Origin of the sequence: Ochrobactrum sp. AP1BH01-1 (assembly GCF_018066705.1) — a bacterium.
Lineage (GTDB): Bacteria > Pseudomonadota > Alphaproteobacteria > Rhizobiales > Rhizobiaceae > Brucella.
Map to the genome: position 1 here is coordinate 441,533 of NZ_JAGPOU010000002.1, position 20,048 is coordinate 461,580.

A 20,048-nucleotide genomic window follows, 5' to 3' on the forward strand; every position below is an offset into this window, starting at 1 on the left:
GGGATGGAGAATAGCCAATGACGAAAAAGACCCGTGCAGACTGGGAAACGTTGGCTGAGAAGGAACTGAAGCGGCCAGCCGACAGCCTGATCTGGCACACGCCGGAAGGCATTGACGTAAAGCCGCTCTATACGGAAGACGACCTGCAGGGGATCGATCATCTGGGCACCCTGCCCGGTTTCGAGCCATTCCTGCGCGGTCCGCGGGCCACCATGTATGCGGGTCGTCCTTGGACGATCCGGCAATATGCCGGGTTCTCGACAGCAGAAGAATCCAACGTCTTCTATCGCAAGGCTCTTGCCGCCGGCCAGCAGGGCGTATCGGTTGCTTTCGATCTTGCCACGCATCGCGGATATGACAGCGACCATCCGCGTGTCGAGGGCGATGTCGGCAAAGCAGGCGTTGCTATCGATTCCGTCGAGGATATGAAGATCCTTTTCGACGGCATACCGCTGGAGAAAATCTCCGTCTCCATGACCATGAACGGCGCTGTGATCCCGATCCTTGCCAATTTCATCGTGGCGGGCGAGGAACAGGGCGTGCCCCGCGCTCAGCTTTCGGGCACGATCCAGAACGACATCCTCAAGGAGTTCATGGTCCGCAACACCTATATCTATCCGCCGGAACCATCCATGCGGATCATCGCGGATATCATCGCCTATACCGCTACGGAAATGCCGAAATTCAATTCGATTTCGATTTCGGGCTACCACATGCAGGAAGCGGGCGCGACATTGGTTCAGGAACTGGCCTTCACGCTCGCCGATGGTCGCGAATATGTGCGTGCAGCGCTCAACAAAGGCCTGAATGTCGATGAATTTGCCGGACGCTTGTCCTTCTTCTTCGCCATCGGCATGAATTTCTTCATGGAAATCGCCAAGCTGCGCGCTGCACGTTTGCTCTGGTCGCGCATCATGAAGGAATTTGATCCGAAGAAACCCGGTTCGCTGATGCTGCGCACGCATTGCCAGACTTCCGGTGTCTCCTTGCAGGAACAGGACCCTTATAACAATATCGTCCGCACAGCTTTCGAGGCTATGTCTGCCGCGCTGGGCGGAACACAGTCGCTGCACACCAATTCCTTTGATGAAGCCATTGCTTTGCCGACGGAATTCTCCGCGCGCATCGCTCGCAACACGCAGCTTATCCTGCAAAATGAAACGGGCGTGACCAAAGTGGTCGATCCGCTGGCCGGCTCCTATTATATCGAAAACCTCACCAATGAGCTTGCCGAAAAGGCTTGGGCCTTGATCGAGGAGGTCGAGAAACTTGGCGGCATGACAAAGGCCGTCGAAAGCGGCCTTCCGAAGCGCCTTATCGAGGAAGCTGCAACCAAACGGCAGGCGGCAGTCGATAAAGGCGAGGAAGTCATCGTTGGCGTCAACAAGTTCCGGCTGGAGCAGGAAGACGAAATCGACATTCTGGAGATTGACAACAGCGCCGTTCGCCAGTCGCAGATTGCACGTCTCAACCGCATCAAGGAAACGCGCAACAAGGCAAAGGTGGAAGCTGCGCTCGCCGAGGTGGAAAAGGTCGCAAGGACCGGCGAAGGCAACCTTCTCGCTGCCGCGGTTGAAGCCTCCCGTGCTCGCGCCAGCGTCGGAGAGATTTCCGATGCTATGCGCCGGGCGTTCGGCGATCACGCAGCGGTTCCCAAGGTCGTCAAGAAAGTTTATGGCGCTGCCTACAAGGACGAGCCGGAATATCAGACGCTGGTTGAGAGGCTTGGCGATTTCTCCAAACAGATCGGCGAAACGCCAAAGGTAATGGTGGCAAAGCTCGGCCAGGACGGCCATGACCGCGGTGCCAAGATTATTGCGTCAGCATTTGGCGATATCGGGTTCGAAGTCCTGGCCGGTCCACTATTCCAGACCCCTGACGAAGCCGCCGAGATGGCGATTAAATCCAAGGTCCATGTTCTGGGAGTTTCCTCGCTCGCTGCCGGCCACAAAACGCTTCTGCCCCAGCTGGTCGACACGCTCCGCAAGAAAGGCGCGGAAAACATCATCGTAGTCTGCGGCGGTGTCGTTCCACGTCAGGATTATCAGTATCTGTTCGATCACGGCGTGGCGGCGGTGTTCGGGCCCGGCTCGAATGTGCTCGACTGCGCCCGCGCCGTGCTTGACCTGATGGAAGGTAAGCGTCGAAATCTCTGAATATTGTCAGTTAGATAGATCCGTTACGAGACTCATTTTCTGAACAACTTGAGAAGCCGGGTGAACATCCCGGCTTCTTGCTTGCAGCCAGCGCTCAATCTTTTGGTCCGGTAAATCCGGCGATCGTCGATCCAGTGACCGAAACCGGATCGCTGGCCGGGAACGTATCCTCCAGGCCTTCGTCCAGCTGACGCTCAAGCTCCGCACGATCACCGGCACGGCGTGCGCTTGGACGTGTGAGAAAACTGCCCGGTTCGATACCGCATTCCGTGCATGCTACCCCCAATGCTTCGCCCAGTTTGACCGCAGCGCGCCGCAGTACTTCATCGCGTGCCAGTTCTGCGTCTGTCTCGTTCTCCACCTTTACGATGATCTTCTCTTCGCCCTCGGTGACGAACTCCACCATGTAGAGCTTGAAGCCCCCCACCGAACTGATGCGGGTTTCAACAATTTCCATCGGCTAACCTCCGCGTCTTCTATGCAGCTCAAACGTAGACCAGCACGTGAAAGTTCCCTGCCTTCATGCGATTACGGAACCGCGTCCCTCCATCGCGCGTTTCAGGTCAGCCATTTTGGAGGTTTATATGTCACAGTTCTTCACGAAGCTCAGCGAGAAAGCTGCTGAACTTGCAGGCCATTATCTGGCGTTTGTGCTGGCGAGTTTGTTCATCATCATATGGGGCGTTACCGGGCCTCTATTTAACTTCTCTGACACATGGCAACTCGTGGTGAATACATCGACCACCATCGTCACCTTCCTGATGGTTTTCCTGATCCAGAATGCGCAGAACCGCGAAGCGAGCGCGACACAGGCCAAACTTGATGAAATTCTGATCATCGTCTCGACGACGAAGACCGAGACCATCGGCGCGGAACACCTGCCCCTCAACGAACTGAAGGTCATCTTGCAGCGCTTTGAAGAGCAAAGCCAAGTCGTCGAGTCCGAAGAGGCAAATTGAGGCGCCGACCTTCTTTCCACGAGGGCGTGGATGCCTATATCCCCGGGGAGTATCTCATTGTTAGCAGAAAGGATGTCCCATGGCCGTCACCAGAAAGCAGGAAGCCCGTGCTCTCAATGCCGATGAGAAAGAACTGGTTGAAAAATCGCACCATCCTTTTTTACAAAACGTTCCCGACGAAGAACTTTCCCATCTGGCTAAACTGATACGCGAACGTCGGAAGAAAGCGAAAGATCAGGCCCACCAGCGCAGACGCGAAATGCGCGGGAAAGGAGCCCCTCGAGGTGCGTCACCTTCCAAAGCGGACGGAGGTTCGCATCTGAAAGTTTCCGTTCTGGCCATGGCCGTACGTCGCATCAACACGGAGGTTGAACGTCGGCGTCGCATGTCCGCCAGCGCCGAACTGATCGCCAATGCCAGAAAAGCGCTGGCAACCAAGGAAGCCAACGAAAAGAAAGGCAAGGATTTCAATACCCGTCATGCACTGGAAGGCATGCGCAACATTCCAAACGAAAACTATGACAGCCTCGTCCGCCCGGCGGAGCGTGGACGGCTACGGAAGGCCGCCAGTGTCGCTCAGGCGAAGAAAGATTCTCGTCAGAAGGAAGCCGGTTAAAGCATTTCTAATGCCGTCTTTCGAGACGGCGGTGCGAAAGCCTGATCCAGACGTTTCGATTGATCTTCGGAAAGCCGCAAATCTGCGGCTTTTCTGTTATCCCGCACATGATGCAGGTTGGACGACTTCGGTATTGCGATGACATTGCCGCTGCGCAAGGTCCATGCAAGCGCGACCGAGGCTGGTGTTCCGCCTGTCTCCCCGGCAATTTCCGCCAGGACAGGATTGCCCAGCAACCGCCCCTGTTCAATCGGCGAATACGCCATCAGCGGAATTTTCCGCTCAGCACACCAGGGCATAAGATCGAATTCCGGCCCGCGCCGCGTCAGATTGTAGAGTATCTGGTTTGTCGCGACGGCCTTTCCGCCCGCGATGCCAACCAATTCTTTCATATCGTCCGTATCGAAATTGCTGACGCCCCAGCTACCGATTTTTCCGCCATGCTGCAGTTCTTCAAATGCGGCAATAGTCTCTTCAAGCGGGTGTCGCCCGCGCCAGTGCAGAAGATAGAGATCAATACGGTCGGTGCGAAGCCGCTTCAGGCTCCGTTCACAGGCCTCGATTGTGTCCTTCCGTGACGCATTGAACGGCAGTACCTTGCTGACGAGAAACACATCATCGCGATGGCCCATTATGGCTTCGCCGACAACGTCTTCCGCCTCACCGTCGGCGTACATTTCCGCTGTATCGATCAGCGTCATGCCGAGATCAATGCCGCTCCTCAGCGCCTCGACTTCATAGCGGCGTTGCGTGCTGTCCTCGCCCATGTACCAGGTGCCCTGCCCGAGCGCAGGAACCGTCCGGCCCGATGGAAGGGTGATCAGTGGTATGGTTCCGGTCATTGCATCCTCCCTTATCGAACGATCATTGGCATGATCGCCACATCGCTGGAAAATTCAAGGCAGCGGGCAAGAGCTCAAGCAAAATGTAAGCCGAAACCCTGCATGAGCCTGCGGATGGCGTAATCCGGATTTTGTGATGTCACGACCGCCAGATCGTTGTGATGGTGCAGCTCCTCATCGGCGCGGCGCGGTTTCAGCAGGGAAACGGTTCGCCGGGCGATCGCTTCGGCAGGATCGAGCCAGTCAACCGGCCAGGGCGCGAGACGGCGAAACACATTGGCGAGAAACGGATAATGTGTGCAGGCGAGAACGACAATGTCGGTACGGCTGCCGTCCTGTTCGATGAAACAGGGAACGATCTGTTCGACCACCAGCGCCTCGTCGATCTTCTCGCCACGAATATGCGCTTCCGCCATCGCCGCAAGCTGGTCTGCACCGACAAGACGAACATGACACTGGGAAGCAAACGATTGAATGAGGTCGCGCGTATAAGCACGCCTGACGGTGCCGGGGGTCGCCAACACCGAAACAAGCCCCGACGATGTTCTTTCGGCCGCAGGCTTGATGGCCGGCACGGTCCCGACAAATGGGACCGAGGGATGGGCGTGCCGCAAATCATCCAGCACCAGTGTAGAGGCCGTATTACAGGCGATGACCGCAATTTCTGGATCATAAGCCGCAATAAGCCTGCCGAACAGTTCGACAATCCTGGCTCTCAGCGCATCCTCTTCCCACCCGCCATAGGGAAATCCCGCATCGTCGGCAACGTAGACGAAGCGACGGTCCGGCATAAGCACCCGCGCTTCACGCAAAACCGTCAGCCCTCCGATCCCGCTATCGAAAACCAGAATGGGTCTTTCGGCATCGGCAAAAGGCAGAGCGGAAAAGCTTGCGGCGGGTGAGTCTTTCATTCTTCCTTGTCCTTTGCAGGCGAAGCTTCGGTTGCAGGCTTGCGCGCACGTCCTTCCGGCGCGCCAGAGCCACGAGGCTTTTTTGGCGAAAACACATCAAGCGACGTGATGACGCCGCGCAGAAGTTTCAGCTCTGCCGATGCGAAACCGGCGCGCGTCAGCACGGCGCGAAGATTATTGACCATGATTTCCTTGCGGGCTTCAGGGCGGAAATATCCCCTGACATCAAGGGCTTCTTCAAGATGATTGAAGAGCCCCTGCAATTCCTGCTTCGGCGCCAGTTCAAGTTCCGGCCCGCGGAAAACCGTCTCGGTTTCTTTCTCAAGACCCGATTTCATCCATTCATAGGACATAAGCAGGACAGCTTGCGCGATATTCAGCGATGCGAAGGCGGGATTGACCGGAAACGTCACCAGTTCATCCGCCAGACCTACTTCCTCATTGCTGAGCCCGAAGCGTTCACGGCCAAACAAAATACCGGTCTTCTCGCCAGTTCTAAAACGACGGCGTAGCTCGCCACCAGCTTCCACGGCGCTGCGGACCTGCTTGAAGCCATCGCGCTCGCGAGCCGTCGTCGCATAGACGAAATTAAGATCGGCGATAGCAGACGAAAGGTCGTCATAGACCACCGCATTGTCGATCACGTGATCGGCCTTGCTTGCTGCCGCCCGCGCTTTCTCGCTCGGAAACTCCTCGCGCGGATTGACCAGACGCAGTTCAGCCAGGCCGAAATTGGCCATGGCGCGCGCCACCATGCCGATATTTTCCGGCAATTGCGGCTCCACCAGAACGATTGCTGGTCCTTCCGCGAGTATGGGGCGCTGTTTATCTGTTCCTGCCATGATCTCTTCCGCATTAGCTATAAAACCGTGGCGTTTCCCTTACATAATTGACGCGCAATCGCAAAGATTCCCCTTACGTGTTCGGATGAAAAGCCTGTGTAGTAGCCCGATAACACCTCTCCGCCGCTCATTCGTGCCAGACTGTTGCCACCAGATACGCGTTCAAGGGAGGAAACCATGTCCGGTAAGAAGATACTGATGCTTTGCGGCGACTTTGGTGAAGACTACGAAACCATGGTCCCGTTCCAGACGTTGCTGACTGTTGGCCATACGGTTCATGCCGTCTGCCCCGGCAAGAAGGCCGGCGATCACATTGCGACAGCCATTCACGACTTTGAGGGTCACCAGACCTATACGGAAAAGCCGGGCCACAACTTCGCTCTCAACGCAACATTCGCTGAGGTAAAGCCGGAAAACTACGATGCACTTGTCATTCCGGGTGGTCGCGCACCGGAATATTTGCGTCTCGATGACAAGGTTATTGCCGTGGTGAAGCACTTCTTCGAGGCGAACAAGCCCGTCGCTGCCGTCTGCCACGGCGCACAATTGCTGGCCGCAGCGCGCGTTCTTGAAGGCCGGACCTGCTCGGCCTATCCGGCATGCCGTCCGGAAGTCGAGCTCGCCGGTGGGAAATACGCCGACATCCCGGTGGATCAGGCTGTTACGGACGGCAATCTCGTCACCTCGCCTGCATGGCCCGCCCATCCGGCTTGGCTTTCCCAGTTCCTGGCTGTTCTCGGCACTCGGATCACACATGGCTGATCGCAATGCCCCGCCTGTTCCCTAACAAGGTTGCAGGTGGGGCAAAACTGCGCGACAGTAAGTTTGGGAGAACGATCCGGAGGAAACCATGTGCAGACTGTTCATCGGCGCCAATCCTGAACTCTGGCAGAGCGTGACGCGTTCGCTGCGTATAGATGGCGTGGTAACAAGCGTTCGGCTCGAAAATTTCTTCTGGTGGGCTCTGGAAGATATTGCAGCGCGCGACGATCTCACTGTCAGCCGACTGATCGGCAAACTTTACGATGAATCCCGGAATGAAGGACACGACCTCGACAATTTCGCATCGTTCCTTCGCGTCTGTTGCGGTCGTTATCTTTCGCTGCAGCTGAATGGCCTTGTTCCTACAGACAAGTCGGCTGCCATTTCCACGCTGGATGCTGACGCAATTCTGGCGAGCGAAGAGAAAAACTATCGTGAGCGGCAATCCTCATGGGAAAAATCGCGCGATAGCGATCATGCTGCACACCGTGCGGCATAATTCGCCGTTTCGCACTGTCAGCAAATCTCTCCCGAAATTTTGACTGCCTAAACAGTCTATAGGCCAAAGAATAAGCCTCTTACGCTTTGCCTTATTCGCAGCGAATGCTATACGGGCGCGACGCATTCAAAGAGAGGCTTCATCCATGGCAAAAATCAAGGTCGCGAATCCGGTCGTCGAACTCGACGGCGACGAGATGACCCGCATTATCTGGCAGTTCATCAAGGACAAGCTTATCCATCCTTACCTCGACATCGATCTGAAATATTACGATCTGTCGGTTGAGAACCGCGATGCGACCAATGACCAGGTCACCATCGATGCAGCCAATGCCATCAAGGAACATGGCGTCGGCGTGAAATGCGCGACCATCACGCCCGACGAAGCGCGCGTTGAAGAATTCAAGCTCAAGAAGATGTGGAAATCGCCGAACGGCACCATCCGCAACATTCTCGGCGGCGTGATCTTCCGTGAGCCGATCATCTGCAAGAACGTTCCGCGCCTGGTTCCAGGCTGGACCCAACCGATCATCGTCGGCCGCCACGCATTCGGCGACCAGTATCGCGCGACCGATTTCAAGTTCCCCGGCAAGGGCACGCTGACGATCAAGTTCGTCGGTGAAGATGGCCAGACCATCGAACACGAAGTCTATCAGGCTCCGTCGGCTGGCGTGGCGCTTGCCATGTACAACCTTGATGAATCGATCCGCGAATTCGCCCGCGCTTCGTTCAACTATGGCCTGCAGCGCGGCTATCCGGTCTACCTCTCCACGAAGAACACCATCCTCAAGGCCTATGACGGCCGCTTCAAGGATATCTTCCAGGAAGTCTTCGACGCCGAATTTGCCGACAAGTTCAAGGCGGCCAAGATCTGGTACGAACACCGCCTTATCGACGACATGGTTGCTTCGGCGCTCAAATGGTCGGGCGGCTATGTCTGGGCTTGTAAGAACTATGATGGCGACGTTCAGTCGGACATCGTGGCACAGGGCTTCGGCTCGCTCGGCCTGATGACGTCCGTTCTGATGACACCGGATGGCAAGACGGTTGAAGCGGAAGCTGCCCACGGCACCGTGACCCGCCACTACCGCCAGCATCAGAAGGGCGAGGAAACCTCGACCAACTCGATCGCTTCGATCTTCGCATGGACCCGCGGCCTCGCTCACCGCGCCAAGCTCGACGACAATGCCGAACTGAAGCGTTTTGCCGACACGCTGGAAAAGGTCTGCGTGGACACGGTTGAAAGCGGCTTCATGACCAAGGATCTGGCACTGCTCATCGGCCCGGATCAGCCATGGCTCTCCACCACCGGCTTCCTCGACAAGATCGACGAGAACCTCAAGAAGGCCATGGCAGCCTGATTGAATATTCGATCATAGTCTCGATATGAGGACCCGGCAGCATCGCTGCCGGGTTTTTCATTTCTTTTTCACTCAAATAAGCGCATCCTGACGGCTCGTACAGGGAGGAAGAAATGGCTGATTTGAAACTCTACACCAATCCGATGTCGCGTGGACGCATTGCGCGCTGGATGCTGGAAGAGATCGGCAAACCCTACGATGTGGAAATACTGGATTTCGGCCCCCCGATGAAGGGGCCAGACTACTGCACGATCAATCCCATGGGTAAGGTCCCTGCCCTGCGGCATGGCGATGCTGTGGTAACGGAGGTTGCCGCTATCTGTGCCTATCTGGCGACAACTTTCCCGGAGGTCGGCCTTGCCCCTCATCCAAACGAGCGCGCAGACTTCTTCCGCTGGCTGTTCTTCACATCCGGTCCGGTGGAGGCGGCGCTTTCCAACCATGCGCTCGGGTTCGAAATACCCGCGGACAAGCAGGGCATGGTCGGCTATGGCAATTACGACACCGTGGTGGACACGCTGGAAAAAGCCGTCTCACGTCATCCCTATATAACCGGTGATCGCTTTACGGCTGCGGATGTCTATGTAGGCTCGCACGTTGGCTGGGGGCTTCGTTTTGGCACCTTGCCCGCCAGAGGCGCTTTTGTTGCCTATTGGGATCGGCTCAAGGATCGCCCGGCATTTAAAAACGCGACTGAAAAAGACGACGCGGCTATATCAAACGATGGCGCTTAATGCGCCCGCTTCGTGGCAATTCGGCCTCATCCTGTCACACGCCTGCAATCTCCTTTTCGCATAAAAGCGCCGTCCCGGATCCCGGCGCAACCGGTGCAGCCCGGGGGGACGATAAGGAGAAATTACCATGCGGAAAAAGTTTACCCGCCCGCTTCTGGCAAGCGTCGCACTGATTATCACCTTTTCCATTCCCACGGGCACCGTTCTGGCACAGGCTGAGCAAGCCGATAGCCTTTTTGAACGCAACGCAAAAGGCAACTTATCGGAAGCAGGCGGTGCGCGCCGCCTTCAGAGCGATATCACCGAAGCGTTCCGCGACCAGATCAAGGGTGGCCCTGCCCGGAATGTCATCTTGCTGATCGGGGATGGCATGGGCGATTCCGAGATCACTGTGGCCCGCAATTACGCTGTCGGCGCGGGCAACTATTTCAAGGGATTGGATGCCCTTCCCGTCACCGGGCAATACACCCATTATTCCCTGGATAAAGCGACAGGCAAGCCAGACTACGTGACCGATTCCGCGGCCTCCGGCACCGCCTGGGCAACCGGCGTCAAAACCTATAACGGTGCGATCGGCGTGGATATCCACGGTACACCGCATAAGACGCTCATGGAAATTGCCAAGGAAAAAGGTCTCGGTACCGGCAATGTCAGCACCGCCGAGTTGCAGGACGCCACCCCCGCCGTGCAAGTCGCTCACGTCACCCACCGCAAGTGCTATGACCCAACCAGTACGGCGGAAAAGTGCAAGGACAATGCGCTTGAAAATGGCGGTCCTGGTTCGATCAGCGAGCAGCTCCTGAACACCCGACCGGATGTGACGCTGGGCGGCGGTGCCAAATATTTCGACGATAAAGCCCGTGCTGGCGAATGGAAGGACCAGACCTTGCGCGCTCAGGCGGAAGCACGCGGTTATCAGGTCGTTGGAAACGCGGACGAGTTGGGCAGGATCGAAACCGCCAATCAGGACAAGCCGGTTCTGGGCCTCTTCGCGCCGGGCAACATGCCGGTCCGCTGGCAGGGGCCGCAGGCAGTACATTACGGCAATATCGACAACGCCCCCGTCGAGTGCAAGGTCAATGAAAAGCGCACTGCCGATATTCCGACACTGGCGCAGATGACCGAAAAAGCCATCAATCTGCTGAAAACCAACGAGAAAGGCTTTTTCCTGCAGGTGGAAGGCGCGTCGATAGACAAGCAGGATCATGCGGCCAATCCTTGCGGACAGATCGGAGAAACAGTTGATCTGGACGAAGCAGTGCAGGTCGCACTCGATTTTGCCCGGAAGGACGGAAACACGCTGGTCATCGTGACAGCCGACCATGCCCATGCCAGTCAGATCATCTATCCTGACGCGAAGGCCCCGGGACTAAGCCAGGCATTGAAAACCAGCGACGGTACAATCATGGCCGTAACCTATGGCAATTCCGATGAAGCCGACGACCAGGGCCATACCGGCGCACAATTGCGGGTTGCTGCCTTCGGTCCCGGCGCCGCCAATTTCACCGGCCTCACCGATCAGACCGATATGTTCTTCACGATCCGCGACGCATTGCAACTGAAACCCGAATAATCATGGAACGGGGACGTCACCGAAAGGTGGCGTCCCCTCATGTTCTTGCCCGTGGCGGCGGTCAGCGGATGGAAAACACATCCTGAAACTTTTGCGCCCCGGAAGGCGAAAAGCTGATAACGCGCCCCTCTTGCCGCCGCGCCCAGCCTTTTGAGATAAAATGATTTAACAGTGCCGCACCAAGTGATCCGCCCAGATGATTGCGGCGTTCACTCCAGTCAAGGCAGTGGCGGCAGACCGGGCGCTTGCCCTGCTCCAGAATGGAGACATTCACACCAAGGCAGCTGAAGAACGATTTGCCCTTCTCTGTCAGCGCCGGTTCATTGTCATCAACAATAAGCCCCAGGCGATGCGACGCATCAAGCATCTCGACACCGCGCTCACCGGCCAGATGGTCATAGCAGATACGCGCCTTCCGAAGCGCCTGATCTTTCGGACCCGTCCGCACCCGCACAGCGCCGGTGCGTTGCGCAAGCCCCATCAGCCCCTCCAGAACCTGCGCCACATCGGCACCAGAAAGACGGAAATAGCGATGTCTCCCCTGCTTCTCCGCGACCAGCAGATTGGCAGCATCAAGCTTCGCGAGATGTCCGCTGGCTGTTTGCAGCGTCACGCCTGCCGCCGAAGCGAGTTCACTGACCGTCAACGCGCGGCCATCCATCAACGCCGTGAGCATATTTGCACGCGCGGGATCACCAAGGAGTGCGGCGACGGAAGCTATGATCGGGCCGTTTTTCATACTTCGATGCTAACCGAACTATCGCGGCAATTCAACTGCTACATTGTCCCCATCAAGGACATGCATTTGAAGGAGAGACGCATGATTACCTGTTTCATCCGCTATCAGATCGACCCGTTTAAAGCGGATGCCTTCGCCGAATATGCCCGCAACTGGGGGCAGGCCATTCCGCGTTGCGGCGCAAATCTCATTGGCTATTTCGGACCGCACGAAGGGTCATCGACCACAGCATATGGAGTCTATTCGATCGAAAATCTTGCAGCATATGAAGCTTATCGGGCTAGACTGTCCGCCGATCCACTCGGCCGCTCCAATTATGAATTCGCGCGTCGGGAGCAGTTTATCCGATCCGAGGATCGCATCTTCCTGAAGCTCCAATCGGCACCGCACAGCGAGTTTATCAAACCATGATTGCGGTCATATTTGAAGTATGGCCGGCTGACGATGACAGGCGCGGCCAGTATCTCGATATCGCCGCAAGTCTGCGCGACGACCTTTCCAAAATCGACGGCTTCCTGTCGATCGAGCGTTTTCAGAGTCTTGCGGATCCCGACAAGTTGCTCTCACTCTCCTTCTGGCGTGACGAAAAAGCCGTGCGCGAATGGCGCAATCTACCCTCCCATCGGCTGGCACAGGGAAAAGGCCGCAATGATGTTTTCGAGAACTACCGTTTACGCGTGGCGAGCGTCATGCGCGACTACGGCCTCAATGATCGCATTGAGGCCCCGGAAGACAGCCGTTCAGCGCACGCTGCATAATGAAAAGCCGGGCAAAGCCCGGCTTTTCATTTCTGAATTCAGCCTTGACCGATAAGCGCCTTGACTGCGGCGATGGCGTCCGCAGCCTTTGCACCATCCGGGCCACCGGCCTGGGCCATATCCGGGCGACCGCCGCCGCCTACGCCACCAAGGGCTGCGGAAGCGGCGCGAACCAGATCGACCGCGCTGAACCGGCCGAGCAGATCTTCCGTGACCGCTGCTACTGCGCTCGCCTTGTCGTCTTCGCCCACGCCGATAAACAGCACCACGCCGGAACCGACCTGCTTCTTGCCTTCGTCGGCAAGTGGCTTGAGATCACGCGGAGAAACGCCGGTCACGATCTTGCCAAGGAAATTGATACCGTTCACCGTTTCGACGGCGCTGCCGCCATCTGAGGAACCGCCGCCAAGAGCAAGCTTCTTGCGAGCCTCTGCAAGTTCGCGCTCCAGCTTCTTGCGTTCATCGAGAAGCGCATTGACGCGTTCCAGCGCTTCGGACGGCGTTGTCTTCAATGCACCGGCAATGGCCTTTACGCGTTCATCCTGCTCTTCGAGGTAATGACGGGCGGCCTCGCCTGTCAGCGCCTCCATGCGGCGAACGCCAGCGGCAACCGCGCCTTCCGAAACGATGCGGACCAAGCCGATATCGCCAGTCTGGCGCACATGCGTGCCGCCGCAAAGTTCGACCGAATAGGCTTTGCCTTCTTTCGGGCCGTGTTTGGCGGTGCCCATGGAAACGACACGAACCTCATCACCATATTTTTCACCGAAGAGTGCCATTGCGCCTTCGGCAATGGCATCGTCAACGGCCATCAGACGTGTGCTGACCGGAGCGTTCTGCAAAATGATTTCGTTGGCGAGGCTTTCAACCTGTGCCAGTTCCTCCGCCGAAATCGGCTTCGGATGCGAGAAATCGAAACGCAGGCGGTCCGGCGCGACGAGGGAACCTTTCTGAGCTACATGGCTGCCGAGCGTTTCGCGCAGGGCCTCATGCAGAAGATGCGTCGCCGAATGGTTGGAACGGATGCGCGTCCGGCGCGCCGAATCCACTTTCAGTTCAACCGCGTCACCGGTCTTCACCGTGCCCTTGGCAACTTCGCCGATGTGAACGAAGACGCCCTCGCCTTTCTTTTGGGTATCCTTGATGGCGATGACAAAGCCTTCACCGGAAATTGTGCCGGTATCGCCCTGCTGGCCGCCGGATTCTCCGTAGAACGGCGTCTGGTTGACGACCACCGAAACAACGTCGCCTTCGGACGCCGACTGCACTTCAGCGCCGTCGCGCACCAAAGCAGCGATAACGCCTTCCGCGCTTTCAGTTTCATAACCAAGGAACTCAGTCGCACCGACCTTGTCCTTCACGCCGAACCAGATGGTTTCGGTTGCAGCTTCACCCGAACCGGCCCAGTTGGCGCGCGCTTCAGCCTTCTGGCGCTCCATGGCCGCACTGAAGCCCTCGGTATCTACGGCAATGCCCCGCTGGCGCAGCGCATCCTGCGTCAGATCGAGCGGGAAGCCATAGGTGTCGTAAAGCTTGAAAGCGGTTTCACCGTCGAGACGATCACCTTCAACAAGGTTTTCCGTCGCATCCGACAGAAGGCCAAGACCGCGGTCCAGCGTCTTGCGGAAGCGGGTTTCCTCAAGCTTGAGCGTTTCCGAAATCAGGGCCTCGGCGCGGATCAATTCCGGATAGGCCTGACCCATTTCACGGGTCAGGGCCGGCAGCAGACGCCACATCAGCGGCTCTTTCGCGCCCAAAAGCTGGGCATGGCGCATCGCGCGGCGCATGATGCGACGCAGCACATAGCCACGACCTTCGTTGGACGGCAGGACGCCATCGGCAATCAGGAAGCTCGAAGCCCGCAGATGATCAGCGATTACGCGGTGGCTGGCACGGAATTCGCCATCAGCCTTCACGCCTGTCGCCTCTTCCGAAGCGCGGATCAATGCTTTGAAGAGATCGATATCGTAGTTGTCATGCACGCCTTGCAGAACGGCTGCAACACGCTCCAGTCCCATGCCGGTATCGATGGACGGGCGCGGCAGGTCGATACGCTGTTCGGGACTGATCTGCTCGAACTGCATGAAAACGAGGTTCCATATCTCGATGAAACGGTCCCCGTCTTCGTCGGCCGATCCGGGAGGTCCGCCCCAGATATGATCGCCATGGTCGAAGAAGATTTCAGAGCAAGGACCGCAAGGACCGGTATCGCCCATGGCCCAGAAATTATCGCTCGTAGCGATACGAATGATACGGTCGTCGGAAAGACCGGCGATCTTCTTCCAGAAATTCGCGGCGTCATCGTCCGTGTGATAAACGGTGACGAGCAGCTTATCCTTGGGAAGACCGAACTCCTTCGTGATCAGGTTCCAGGCAAAGCTGATGGCGTCTTCCTTGAAATAGTCGCCGAACGAGAAATTGCCCAGCATTTCAAAGAAAGTGTGGTGACGCGCGGTATATCCGACATTGTCCAGATCGTTGTGCTTGCCGCCGGCGCGTACGCATTTCTGTGAGGTCGTGGCGCGATTATAAGAGCGGTGCTCAAGGCCGGTAAAGACGTTCTTGAACTGCACCATGCCCGCATTGGTGAACATGAGCGTCGGATCGTTACGCGGAACGAGCGGGCTCGATGGAACGACTTCATGCCCGTTCTTGCGGAAATAATCGAGGAATGTGGACCTAATCTCGTTGACGCCAGCCATAAGTCACCTTTGGGCTTTACTGCCCTGCACGGATACAGCTTTGCAGAAAGCTGCATCAATTATCCTGTTCAAACTCCCACAGCCGCCAACCGTCAAAGGCCCGAGGCTCTCCCGTACTGCCAGGACGTGAAGTGGAGTTTTCGGTTGACCGCTTTTAGCGGTGCCTTGCTTTTCTGTCCAGATAAGTACGCTGCGCCATAAAAGCAATTTCTGCTGAAAGGCGTTGAAGCAGGCACTTTCCACGCCGCAAGAATTCATCGGCCCAAAACAAAGCCCCGTGCGATTGCACGGGGCTTTGATAATTCAACCAAAACTGGCGATCTTACATTTCTGCGGCATCGCCTGCGTCGTCTTCCGGTCCACCATCTTCGAGGAACTGCTCGGCAATTAGTCCGGCATTCTGGCGAAGCGTGGTTTCGATCTCGCGGGCCACCTCCGGATTGTCCTTGAGATACTGCTTGGCATTTTCACGGCCTTGTCCCAATCGCTGGGAATTATAGGAGAACCATGCGCCAGACTTCTCGACAACGCCAGCCTTCACGCCAAGATCGACCAACTCACCGGTCTTGGAAACGCCAGCCCCATACATGATGTCGAATTCGACCTGCTTGAAGGGCGGAGCAAGCTTGTTCTTGACAACCTTGACACGGGTCTGGTTGCCTACGACTTCATCGCGCTCCTTGATCGAACCGATGCGGCGAATATCAAGACGAACCGAAGCATAGAACTTGAGAGCGTTACCGCCGGTCGTCGTTTCCGGCGAACCGAACATCACACCGATCTTCATGCGGATCTGGTTGATGAAGATCACCATGCAGTTCGAACGGGAGATTGATGCGGTAAGCTTGCGAAGCGCCTGGCTCATGAGACGCGCCTGAAGACCAGGCAGCGAGTCACCCATTTCGCCTTCGATTTCCGCGCGCGGCGTCAGGGCGGCGACGGAGTCGACGACCAGAACATCGATGGCGCCCGAGCGCACAAGCGTATCAGTGATTTCAAGTGCCTGTTCGCCCGTATCCGGCTGCGATATCAGCAGGTTTTCGAGATCGACACCCAGCTTGCGTGCATAGACCGGATCAAGCGCATGCTCCGCATCAACGAACGCACAGATACCGCCCTTCTTCTGTGCTTCCGCAATCGTGTGCAGCGCCAGTGTCGTCTTACCGGAGCTTTCCGGACCGTAAATCTCGACAATACGTCCTTTGGGCAAGCCACCAACGCCAAGCGCGATGTCCAGCGAAAGCGATCCGGTCGATACGGTTTCGATCTCCACGACCTGATCGTTCTGGCCAAGGCGCATGATCGAGCCCTTGCCGAACGCCCTTTCAATCTGCGACAGAGCCGCATCGAGAGCCTTAGTCTTGTCCACTGAATTTTCCTCAACAAGTCGCAATGAATTCTGAGACATCTTACACCATCCTCTTGTCTCGCTAGAAGCCCGGCAGGCTCGTTGCCATGATCTATTTGTATCTGTTTTGTTCTCATTTGGCAATGGAACTAACTTATTGATTATAAAAGATTCTGAAATTTTGTTCCTTAATCGTTCTTCAACATAAGTGATTGCGAAAATAATAAAGCTATCCACCAGTTAACTTAATTCAAACCAATCAGCGGGTCCGACGATTCGCGAGAACAAACAAAAACGCAGCCCATCTTCCGAAGGACTGCGCCATTGCAAGTCAGTTTGCGAAACGGAATCAGCTCGCAGCGCGAAGCGGCGAAATCTGGATTTCCACGCGACGGTTCTGCGCGCGTCCTTCCGGTGTCGCATTGGTGGCAACCGGCTGGCTGGCCCCATAGCCGATAACGGCAAAGCGACGCGGGTCGATGCCTTGCGAACCGAGATAGCTCGCGACCGAAGCCGCACGCCGCTGCGAGAGACCTTGATTGTAGCTGGCACTGCCCGTCGAATCGGTGTGGCCGTAAACGTCCACAAGGGTCTGGTTGAACTTGCGCAGCACGATCGCAACCGAATTAAGCGTCGGATAGAACTGGCTCTTCACCTGGTCCTGATCGGTATCGAAAGTGATGCTCGACGGCATGTTCAGGATGATCTGGTCGCCATTACGCGTCACCGATACGCCGGTGCCTTGCAACTGCGCGCGGAGTTCGTTTTCCTGACGATCCATATAATTGCCGATTGCACCGCCGCCGAGCGCACCGATACCGGCACCGATCAGCACTGCATTGCGCTGTGCCCGGCTGGAACCGCCGACCATCAGGCCGCCGAGGGCTCCCACAGCCGCGCCGATCGCAGCACCGCCCGCGGTGTTCGACATCTTCTGTTCCCCGGTATAAGGATCAGTGGTGCAGCCTGCCAGAAATGTGGCGGCGAAAAGGGCGATACCGGTCTTTTTCAGCATGAAATGGTCATCCTCAATTAGCGAATCCGCTCGCATGATAATAGCGATTAAGGCCGGATAGTGTTTGGGATACGAGATTGAATCCGGCCACTCGCTTTTTAACTGAAGCCTCCGCAACCGCGCAACTGCGTGGCATAACGATTGGCCATTGATTGGGCACGTTTCGCGCCATTGAGCGCCGTCGCATTCCCGCGCCAGGCGCCGCGTGCATAGCCGCCATGGCCTGAATAATAAGCGAGATACAGACTGTAGGCATCGGCGCGATTGATGCCGTTCTTCAGGTAGCTTTGATAGTGATACCAGCCGATGAAATGGATCGCGTCCCCAAAATTGGTACGCGATGCCGTCCAGCGACCCGTTTCGCGCTTGTAACGATCCCAGGTGCCGTTCAGCGCCTGCGAATAACCATAGGCGCTGGAAGGCCGCTTCCACGGAATGATCCAAAGGATTTTGGTGCGCGGCGGGCGCGCATAGGGTTGGAAGCCGGATTCCGTATAGATCGTCGCCATCAGAACCGGAACCGGAACGCCGAACTCGCGGGAAACCCGCGTGGCAGCCGTCTGCCAGTTATTGAACCAACCGTCGCGTTGATCGAAGACCGCGCATACATTGTTGACCTGCCGTGGGGCGGTCGCGCAGCCTCCAAGGATCACGAGCGCGACGAGAAACAAAACGCGCATCATGGAAAACCTCGTCTCTTTGCAAAGATTGATAAAATGTAAAGATTAAGAAGACCTTTCTAACGGCAGGTGCTCCCTTCTCCAGATCTTCAAACTGGCGTGAGGAAGCAAAACAAAAGCCGCAGCCAATGCGGCAGCGGCTCAAACTGTGGACGAATGTGGATAACTATGGGGATAGCGCATTTTCAAATGAGCGTTTCCGTTAAAATAGAACCCGTCTTCATCTGCGCCCCTGACGCTCCTGTCGCAAGCGAGCCCAGTATTCCAGACGCTTGCGAATATCCCGCTCGAAACCCCGCTCCGGTGGGTCGTAGAATTTCTGCCTGCCCATGCTTTCCGGAAAATAATCCTGCCCTGAAAAAGCATCCGGCTGGTCATGGTCATAGGCATAGCCGTCGCCATAGCCCTCGTTCTTCATCAGCTTGGTTGGAGCATTGAGAATATGCTTGGGCGGCAGAAGCGAACCATTTTCCTTGGCTGCGCGCATCGAAGCTTTATAGGCCACATAGACCGCGTTCGATTTCGGGGCGGTCGCAAGATAAACACAGGCCTGCGCCAGCGCCAGTTCGCCTTCCGGTGAACCCAGATAGTCATAGGCATCCTTGGCTGCATTGCAGATGACAAGGGCCTGTGGATCGGCAAGACCTATGTCTTCCACTGCCATGCGCACGAGCCGGCGGCCGAGATAGAGCGGGTCCTCACCCGCATCGAACATACGGGAAAGATAGTAAAGCGCCGCGTCAGGGTCCGATCCGCGAACAGATTTATGCAGCGCCGAAATAAGATTGTAATGCCCGTCCTGCCCCTTGTCATAGACCGGAGCACGACGCTGCACGACATCCTGTAATTTTTCTGCCGTAAACACTTCGTCCGGGCGGGCAGCACGCCAGACTTCCTCGGCAAGCGTCAACGCAGCACGTCCATCTCCATCGGCCATGCGGATGAGACTGGCCCGCGCATCCTCGTCGAGTGGCAAGGGGCGCTCTTCCTGTTCTTCAGCACGGGTAAGAAGCGTTGCAATGCTCTCGCCATCATGCGGATGGAAGGTCAGCACCCTTGCCCGGGACAAAAGAGCGGCATTGAGCTCGAAAGACGGGTTCTCTGTCGTGGCACCGATCAGGATAACGGTACCGTCTTCCATGACGGGAAGAAACGAATCCTGCTGAGCGCGATTGAAGCGATGAATTTCATCCACGAAAAGAAGCGTCTGTCGACCGGACATGCGACGTGCGCGCGCAGCTTCAAAAACCTTCTTGAGATCGGCAACGCCGGAAAAGATCGCCGATATCTGTTCAAACGCCAGATCGGTCTCTCCTGCAAGCAGGCGGGCCACCGTCGTCTTGCCGGTTCCGGGAGGGCCCCAGAAGATCATGGAGCCGAGCGAACCGGATGCGATCATGCGCGTCAGCACACCTTCGGGCCCAGTCAAATGCTCCTGCCCGGTCACTTCCGACAAATGTTTCGGGCGCAGACGATCAGCAAGCGGCCGGTTGCGGTCCGCGTTCGGGTCTGCCGCTGCTGAGAAAAGGTCGCTCATTCAATTGCTCTATCA

At 56.8% G+C, this 20,048-nt stretch carries 20 protein-coding genes; 10 read left to right on the forward strand and 10 right to left on the reverse strand.

Translation table 11 applies throughout. The annotated features are described in order from the left end of the window. The first annotated feature begins 17 nt into the window (after positions 1 to 17). A complete protein-coding gene (gene scpA, locus J9800_RS07470; protein ID WP_114215260.1) occupies positions 18 to 2,156 on the forward strand; it encodes a methylmalonyl-CoA mutase in 2,139 nt (712 codons plus the stop codon). Between the two features lie 94 nt (positions 2,157 to 2,250). Here the strand turns inward: scpA and J9800_RS07475 are convergent, their stop codons facing one another. Further along, positions 2,251 to 2,613 carry a hypothetical protein gene (locus J9800_RS07475; RefSeq protein WP_114215259.1) on the reverse strand — a complete coding sequence of 121 codons (363 nt, stop codon included), beginning with the start codon at positions 2,611 to 2,613 and terminating at the stop codon, positions 2,251 to 2,253. Positions 2,614 to 2,740: 127 nt separating this feature from the next. On the opposite strand from J9800_RS07475, the gene J9800_RS07480 reads away from it, so the two are divergent. Next, positions 2,741 to 3,115, forward strand: coding sequence for a low affinity iron permease family protein (locus J9800_RS07480; protein WP_114215258.1), 375 nt, complete (start codon positions 2,741 to 2,743; stop codon positions 3,113 to 3,115). A 79-nt stretch (positions 3,116 to 3,194) separates the two neighbouring features. Further along, complete coding sequence (locus J9800_RS07485; protein WP_114215257.1) at positions 3,195 to 3,731, forward strand: hypothetical protein; 537 nt, start codon at positions 3,195 to 3,197, stop codon at positions 3,729 to 3,731. Here the strand turns inward: J9800_RS07485 and J9800_RS07490 are convergent. The 3 genes from J9800_RS07490 to J9800_RS07500 form a co-directional block, all read right to left on the reverse strand. After that, positions 3,728 to 4,573 carry an aldo/keto reductase gene (locus J9800_RS07490; RefSeq protein ID WP_210845683.1) on the reverse strand — a complete coding sequence of 282 codons (846 nt, stop codon included), beginning with the start codon at positions 4,571 to 4,573 and terminating at the stop codon, positions 3,728 to 3,730. The two genes, J9800_RS07485 and J9800_RS07490, sit on opposite strands and share 4 nt — an antisense overlap. Positions 4,574 to 4,647: 74 nt before the next feature. After that, positions 4,648 to 5,484, reverse strand: a complete 837-nt coding sequence (gene murI, locus J9800_RS07495; RefSeq protein ID WP_114215255.1) for a glutamate racemase — start codon at positions 5,482 to 5,484, stop codon at positions 4,648 to 4,650. Beyond that, positions 5,481 to 6,326: an RNA methyltransferase gene (locus J9800_RS07500; protein ID WP_112591602.1), complete on the reverse strand. Its 846-nt coding sequence runs from the start codon at positions 6,324 to 6,326 to the stop codon at positions 5,481 to 5,483. Before J9800_RS07500 ends, murI begins: the two co-directional genes overlap by 4 nt. A 177-nt stretch (positions 6,327 to 6,503) precedes the next feature. On the opposite strand from J9800_RS07500, the gene J9800_RS07505 reads away from it, so the two are divergent. From J9800_RS07505 to phoA, 5 genes are all read left to right on the forward strand, one after another. Then, entirely contained in the window at positions 6,504 to 7,088 is a 585-nt protein-coding gene (locus tag J9800_RS07505; RefSeq protein WP_112591600.1) for a DJ-1/PfpI family protein, read from the forward strand. Between the two features lie 88 nt (positions 7,089 to 7,176). Then, a complete protein-coding gene (locus J9800_RS07510) occupies positions 7,177 to 7,587 on the forward strand; it encodes a ribbon-helix-helix domain-containing protein (RefSeq protein ID WP_112591598.1) in 411 nt (136 codons plus the stop codon). A 145-nt stretch (positions 7,588 to 7,732) separates the two neighbouring features. Continuing rightward, positions 7,733 to 8,947 (forward strand): NADP-dependent isocitrate dehydrogenase, encoded by a 1,215-nt coding sequence (locus tag J9800_RS07515; RefSeq protein WP_114215254.1) that lies wholly within the window; start codon positions 7,733 to 7,735, stop codon positions 8,945 to 8,947. Between the two features lie 113 nt (positions 8,948 to 9,060). Next, positions 9,061 to 9,681: a glutathione S-transferase family protein gene (locus J9800_RS07520; protein ID WP_112591596.1), complete on the forward strand. Its 621-nt coding sequence runs from the start codon at positions 9,061 to 9,063 to the stop codon at positions 9,679 to 9,681. A gap of 127 nt (positions 9,682 to 9,808) precedes the next feature. Then, complete coding sequence (phoA, locus tag J9800_RS07525; RefSeq protein ID WP_114215253.1) at positions 9,809 to 11,254, forward strand: alkaline phosphatase; 1,446 nt, start codon at positions 9,809 to 9,811, stop codon at positions 11,252 to 11,254. A 61-nt stretch (positions 11,255 to 11,315) separates the two neighbouring features. Here phoA and J9800_RS07530 read toward each other — a convergent pair whose 3' ends face one another. Further along, positions 11,316 to 11,993 (reverse strand): ArsR/SmtB family transcription factor, encoded by a 678-nt coding sequence (locus J9800_RS07530; RefSeq protein ID WP_114215252.1) that lies wholly within the window; start codon positions 11,991 to 11,993, stop codon positions 11,316 to 11,318. Between the two features lie 81 nt (positions 11,994 to 12,074). Between J9800_RS07530 and J9800_RS07535 the strand changes: the two genes are divergently transcribed. Both J9800_RS07535 and J9800_RS07540 read left to right on the forward strand, forming a co-directional pair. Next, positions 12,075 to 12,404 carry an NIPSNAP family protein gene (locus J9800_RS07535; protein WP_114215251.1) on the forward strand — a complete coding sequence of 110 codons (330 nt, stop codon included), beginning with the start codon at positions 12,075 to 12,077 and terminating at the stop codon, positions 12,402 to 12,404. After that, positions 12,401 to 12,751: an antibiotic biosynthesis monooxygenase family protein gene (locus tag J9800_RS07540; RefSeq protein WP_114215250.1), complete on the forward strand. Its 351-nt coding sequence runs from the start codon at positions 12,401 to 12,403 to the stop codon at positions 12,749 to 12,751. Before J9800_RS07535 ends, J9800_RS07540 begins: the two co-directional genes overlap by 4 nt. Positions 12,752 to 12,789: 38 nt before the next feature. Here the strand turns inward: J9800_RS07540 and alaS are convergent, their stop codons facing one another. From alaS to J9800_RS07565, 5 genes are all read right to left on the reverse strand, one after another. Further along, positions 12,790 to 15,453, reverse strand: coding sequence for an alanine--tRNA ligase (gene alaS, locus J9800_RS07545; RefSeq protein ID WP_114215249.1), 2,664 nt, complete (start codon positions 15,451 to 15,453; stop codon positions 12,790 to 12,792). Positions 15,454 to 15,775: 322 nt separating this feature from the next. Beyond that, the gene (gene recA / locus J9800_RS07550; RefSeq protein ID WP_112591587.1) at positions 15,776 to 16,861 is read right to left on the reverse strand and encodes a recombinase RecA; all 1,086 of its coding nucleotides are present in this window, start codon (positions 16,859 to 16,861) and stop codon (positions 15,776 to 15,778) included. A 289-nt stretch (positions 16,862 to 17,150) separates the two neighbouring features. Next, positions 17,151 to 17,816 (reverse strand): YiaD family glycine zipper/OmpA-like lipoprotein, encoded by a 666-nt coding sequence (locus J9800_RS07555; protein WP_104756400.1) that lies wholly within the window; start codon positions 17,814 to 17,816, stop codon positions 17,151 to 17,153. Between the two features lie 98 nt (positions 17,817 to 17,914). Next, positions 17,915 to 18,499: a transglycosylase SLT domain-containing protein gene (locus tag J9800_RS07560; protein WP_114215248.1), complete on the reverse strand. Its 585-nt coding sequence runs from the start codon at positions 18,497 to 18,499 to the stop codon at positions 17,915 to 17,917. A gap of 217 nt (positions 18,500 to 18,716) precedes the next feature. Next, a complete protein-coding gene (locus tag J9800_RS07565) occupies positions 18,717 to 20,033 on the reverse strand; it encodes a replication-associated recombination protein A (protein ID WP_114215247.1) in 1,317 nt (438 codons plus the stop codon). Positions 20,034 to 20,048: the final 15 nt, after the last annotated feature.

Coding starts and splice junctions, on each gene's coding strand:
- J9800_RS07490 (WP_210845683.1), bottom strand. CDS start 4,573: ATGACCGGAACCATACCACTGATCACCCTTCCATCGGGCCGGACGGTT.
- J9800_RS07485 (WP_114215257.1), top strand. CDS start 3,195: ATGGCCGTCACCAGAAAGCAGGAAGCCCGTGCTCTCAATGCCGATGAG.
- J9800_RS07530 (WP_114215252.1), bottom strand. CDS start 11,993: ATGAAAAACGGCCCGATCATAGCTTCCGTCGCCGCACTCCTTGGTGAT.
- J9800_RS07505 (WP_112591600.1), top strand. CDS start 6,504: ATGTCCGGTAAGAAGATACTGATGCTTTGCGGCGACTTTGGTGAAGAC.
- J9800_RS07565 (WP_114215247.1), bottom strand. CDS start 20,033: ATGAGCGACCTTTTCTCAGCAGCGGCAGACCCGAACGCGGACCGCAAC.
- recA (WP_112591587.1), bottom strand. CDS start 16,861: ATGTCTCAGAATTCATTGCGACTTGTTGAGGAAAATTCAGTGGACAAG.
- murI (WP_114215255.1), bottom strand. CDS start 5,484: ATGAAAGACTCACCCGCCGCAAGCTTTTCCGCTCTGCCTTTTGCCGAT.
- J9800_RS07500 (WP_112591602.1), bottom strand. CDS start 6,326: ATGGCAGGAACAGATAAACAGCGCCCCATACTCGCGGAAGGACCAGCA.
- J9800_RS07520 (WP_112591596.1), top strand. CDS start 9,061: ATGGCTGATTTGAAACTCTACACCAATCCGATGTCGCGTGGACGCATT.
- J9800_RS07560 (WP_114215248.1), bottom strand. CDS start 18,499: ATGATGCGCGTTTTGTTTCTCGTCGCGCTCGTGATCCTTGGAGGCTGC.
- scpA (WP_114215260.1), top strand. CDS start 18: ATGACGAAAAAGACCCGTGCAGACTGGGAAACGTTGGCTGAGAAGGAA.
- J9800_RS07555 (WP_104756400.1), bottom strand. CDS start 17,816: ATGCTGAAAAAGACCGGTATCGCCCTTTTCGCCGCCACATTTCTGGCA.
- J9800_RS07540 (WP_114215250.1), top strand. CDS start 12,401: ATGATTGCGGTCATATTTGAAGTATGGCCGGCTGACGATGACAGGCGC.
- J9800_RS07515 (WP_114215254.1), top strand. CDS start 7,733: ATGGCAAAAATCAAGGTCGCGAATCCGGTCGTCGAACTCGACGGCGAC.
- J9800_RS07480 (WP_114215258.1), top strand. CDS start 2,741: ATGTCACAGTTCTTCACGAAGCTCAGCGAGAAAGCTGCTGAACTTGCA.
- phoA (WP_114215253.1), top strand. CDS start 9,809: ATGCGGAAAAAGTTTACCCGCCCGCTTCTGGCAAGCGTCGCACTGATT.
- J9800_RS07510 (WP_112591598.1), top strand. CDS start 7,177: ATGTGCAGACTGTTCATCGGCGCCAATCCTGAACTCTGGCAGAGCGTG.
- alaS (WP_114215249.1), bottom strand. CDS start 15,453: ATGGCTGGCGTCAACGAGATTAGGTCCACATTCCTCGATTATTTCCGC.
- J9800_RS07535 (WP_114215251.1), top strand. CDS start 12,075: ATGATTACCTGTTTCATCCGCTATCAGATCGACCCGTTTAAAGCGGAT.
- J9800_RS07475 (WP_114215259.1), bottom strand. CDS start 2,613: ATGGAAATTGTTGAAACCCGCATCAGTTCGGTGGGGGGCTTCAAGCTC.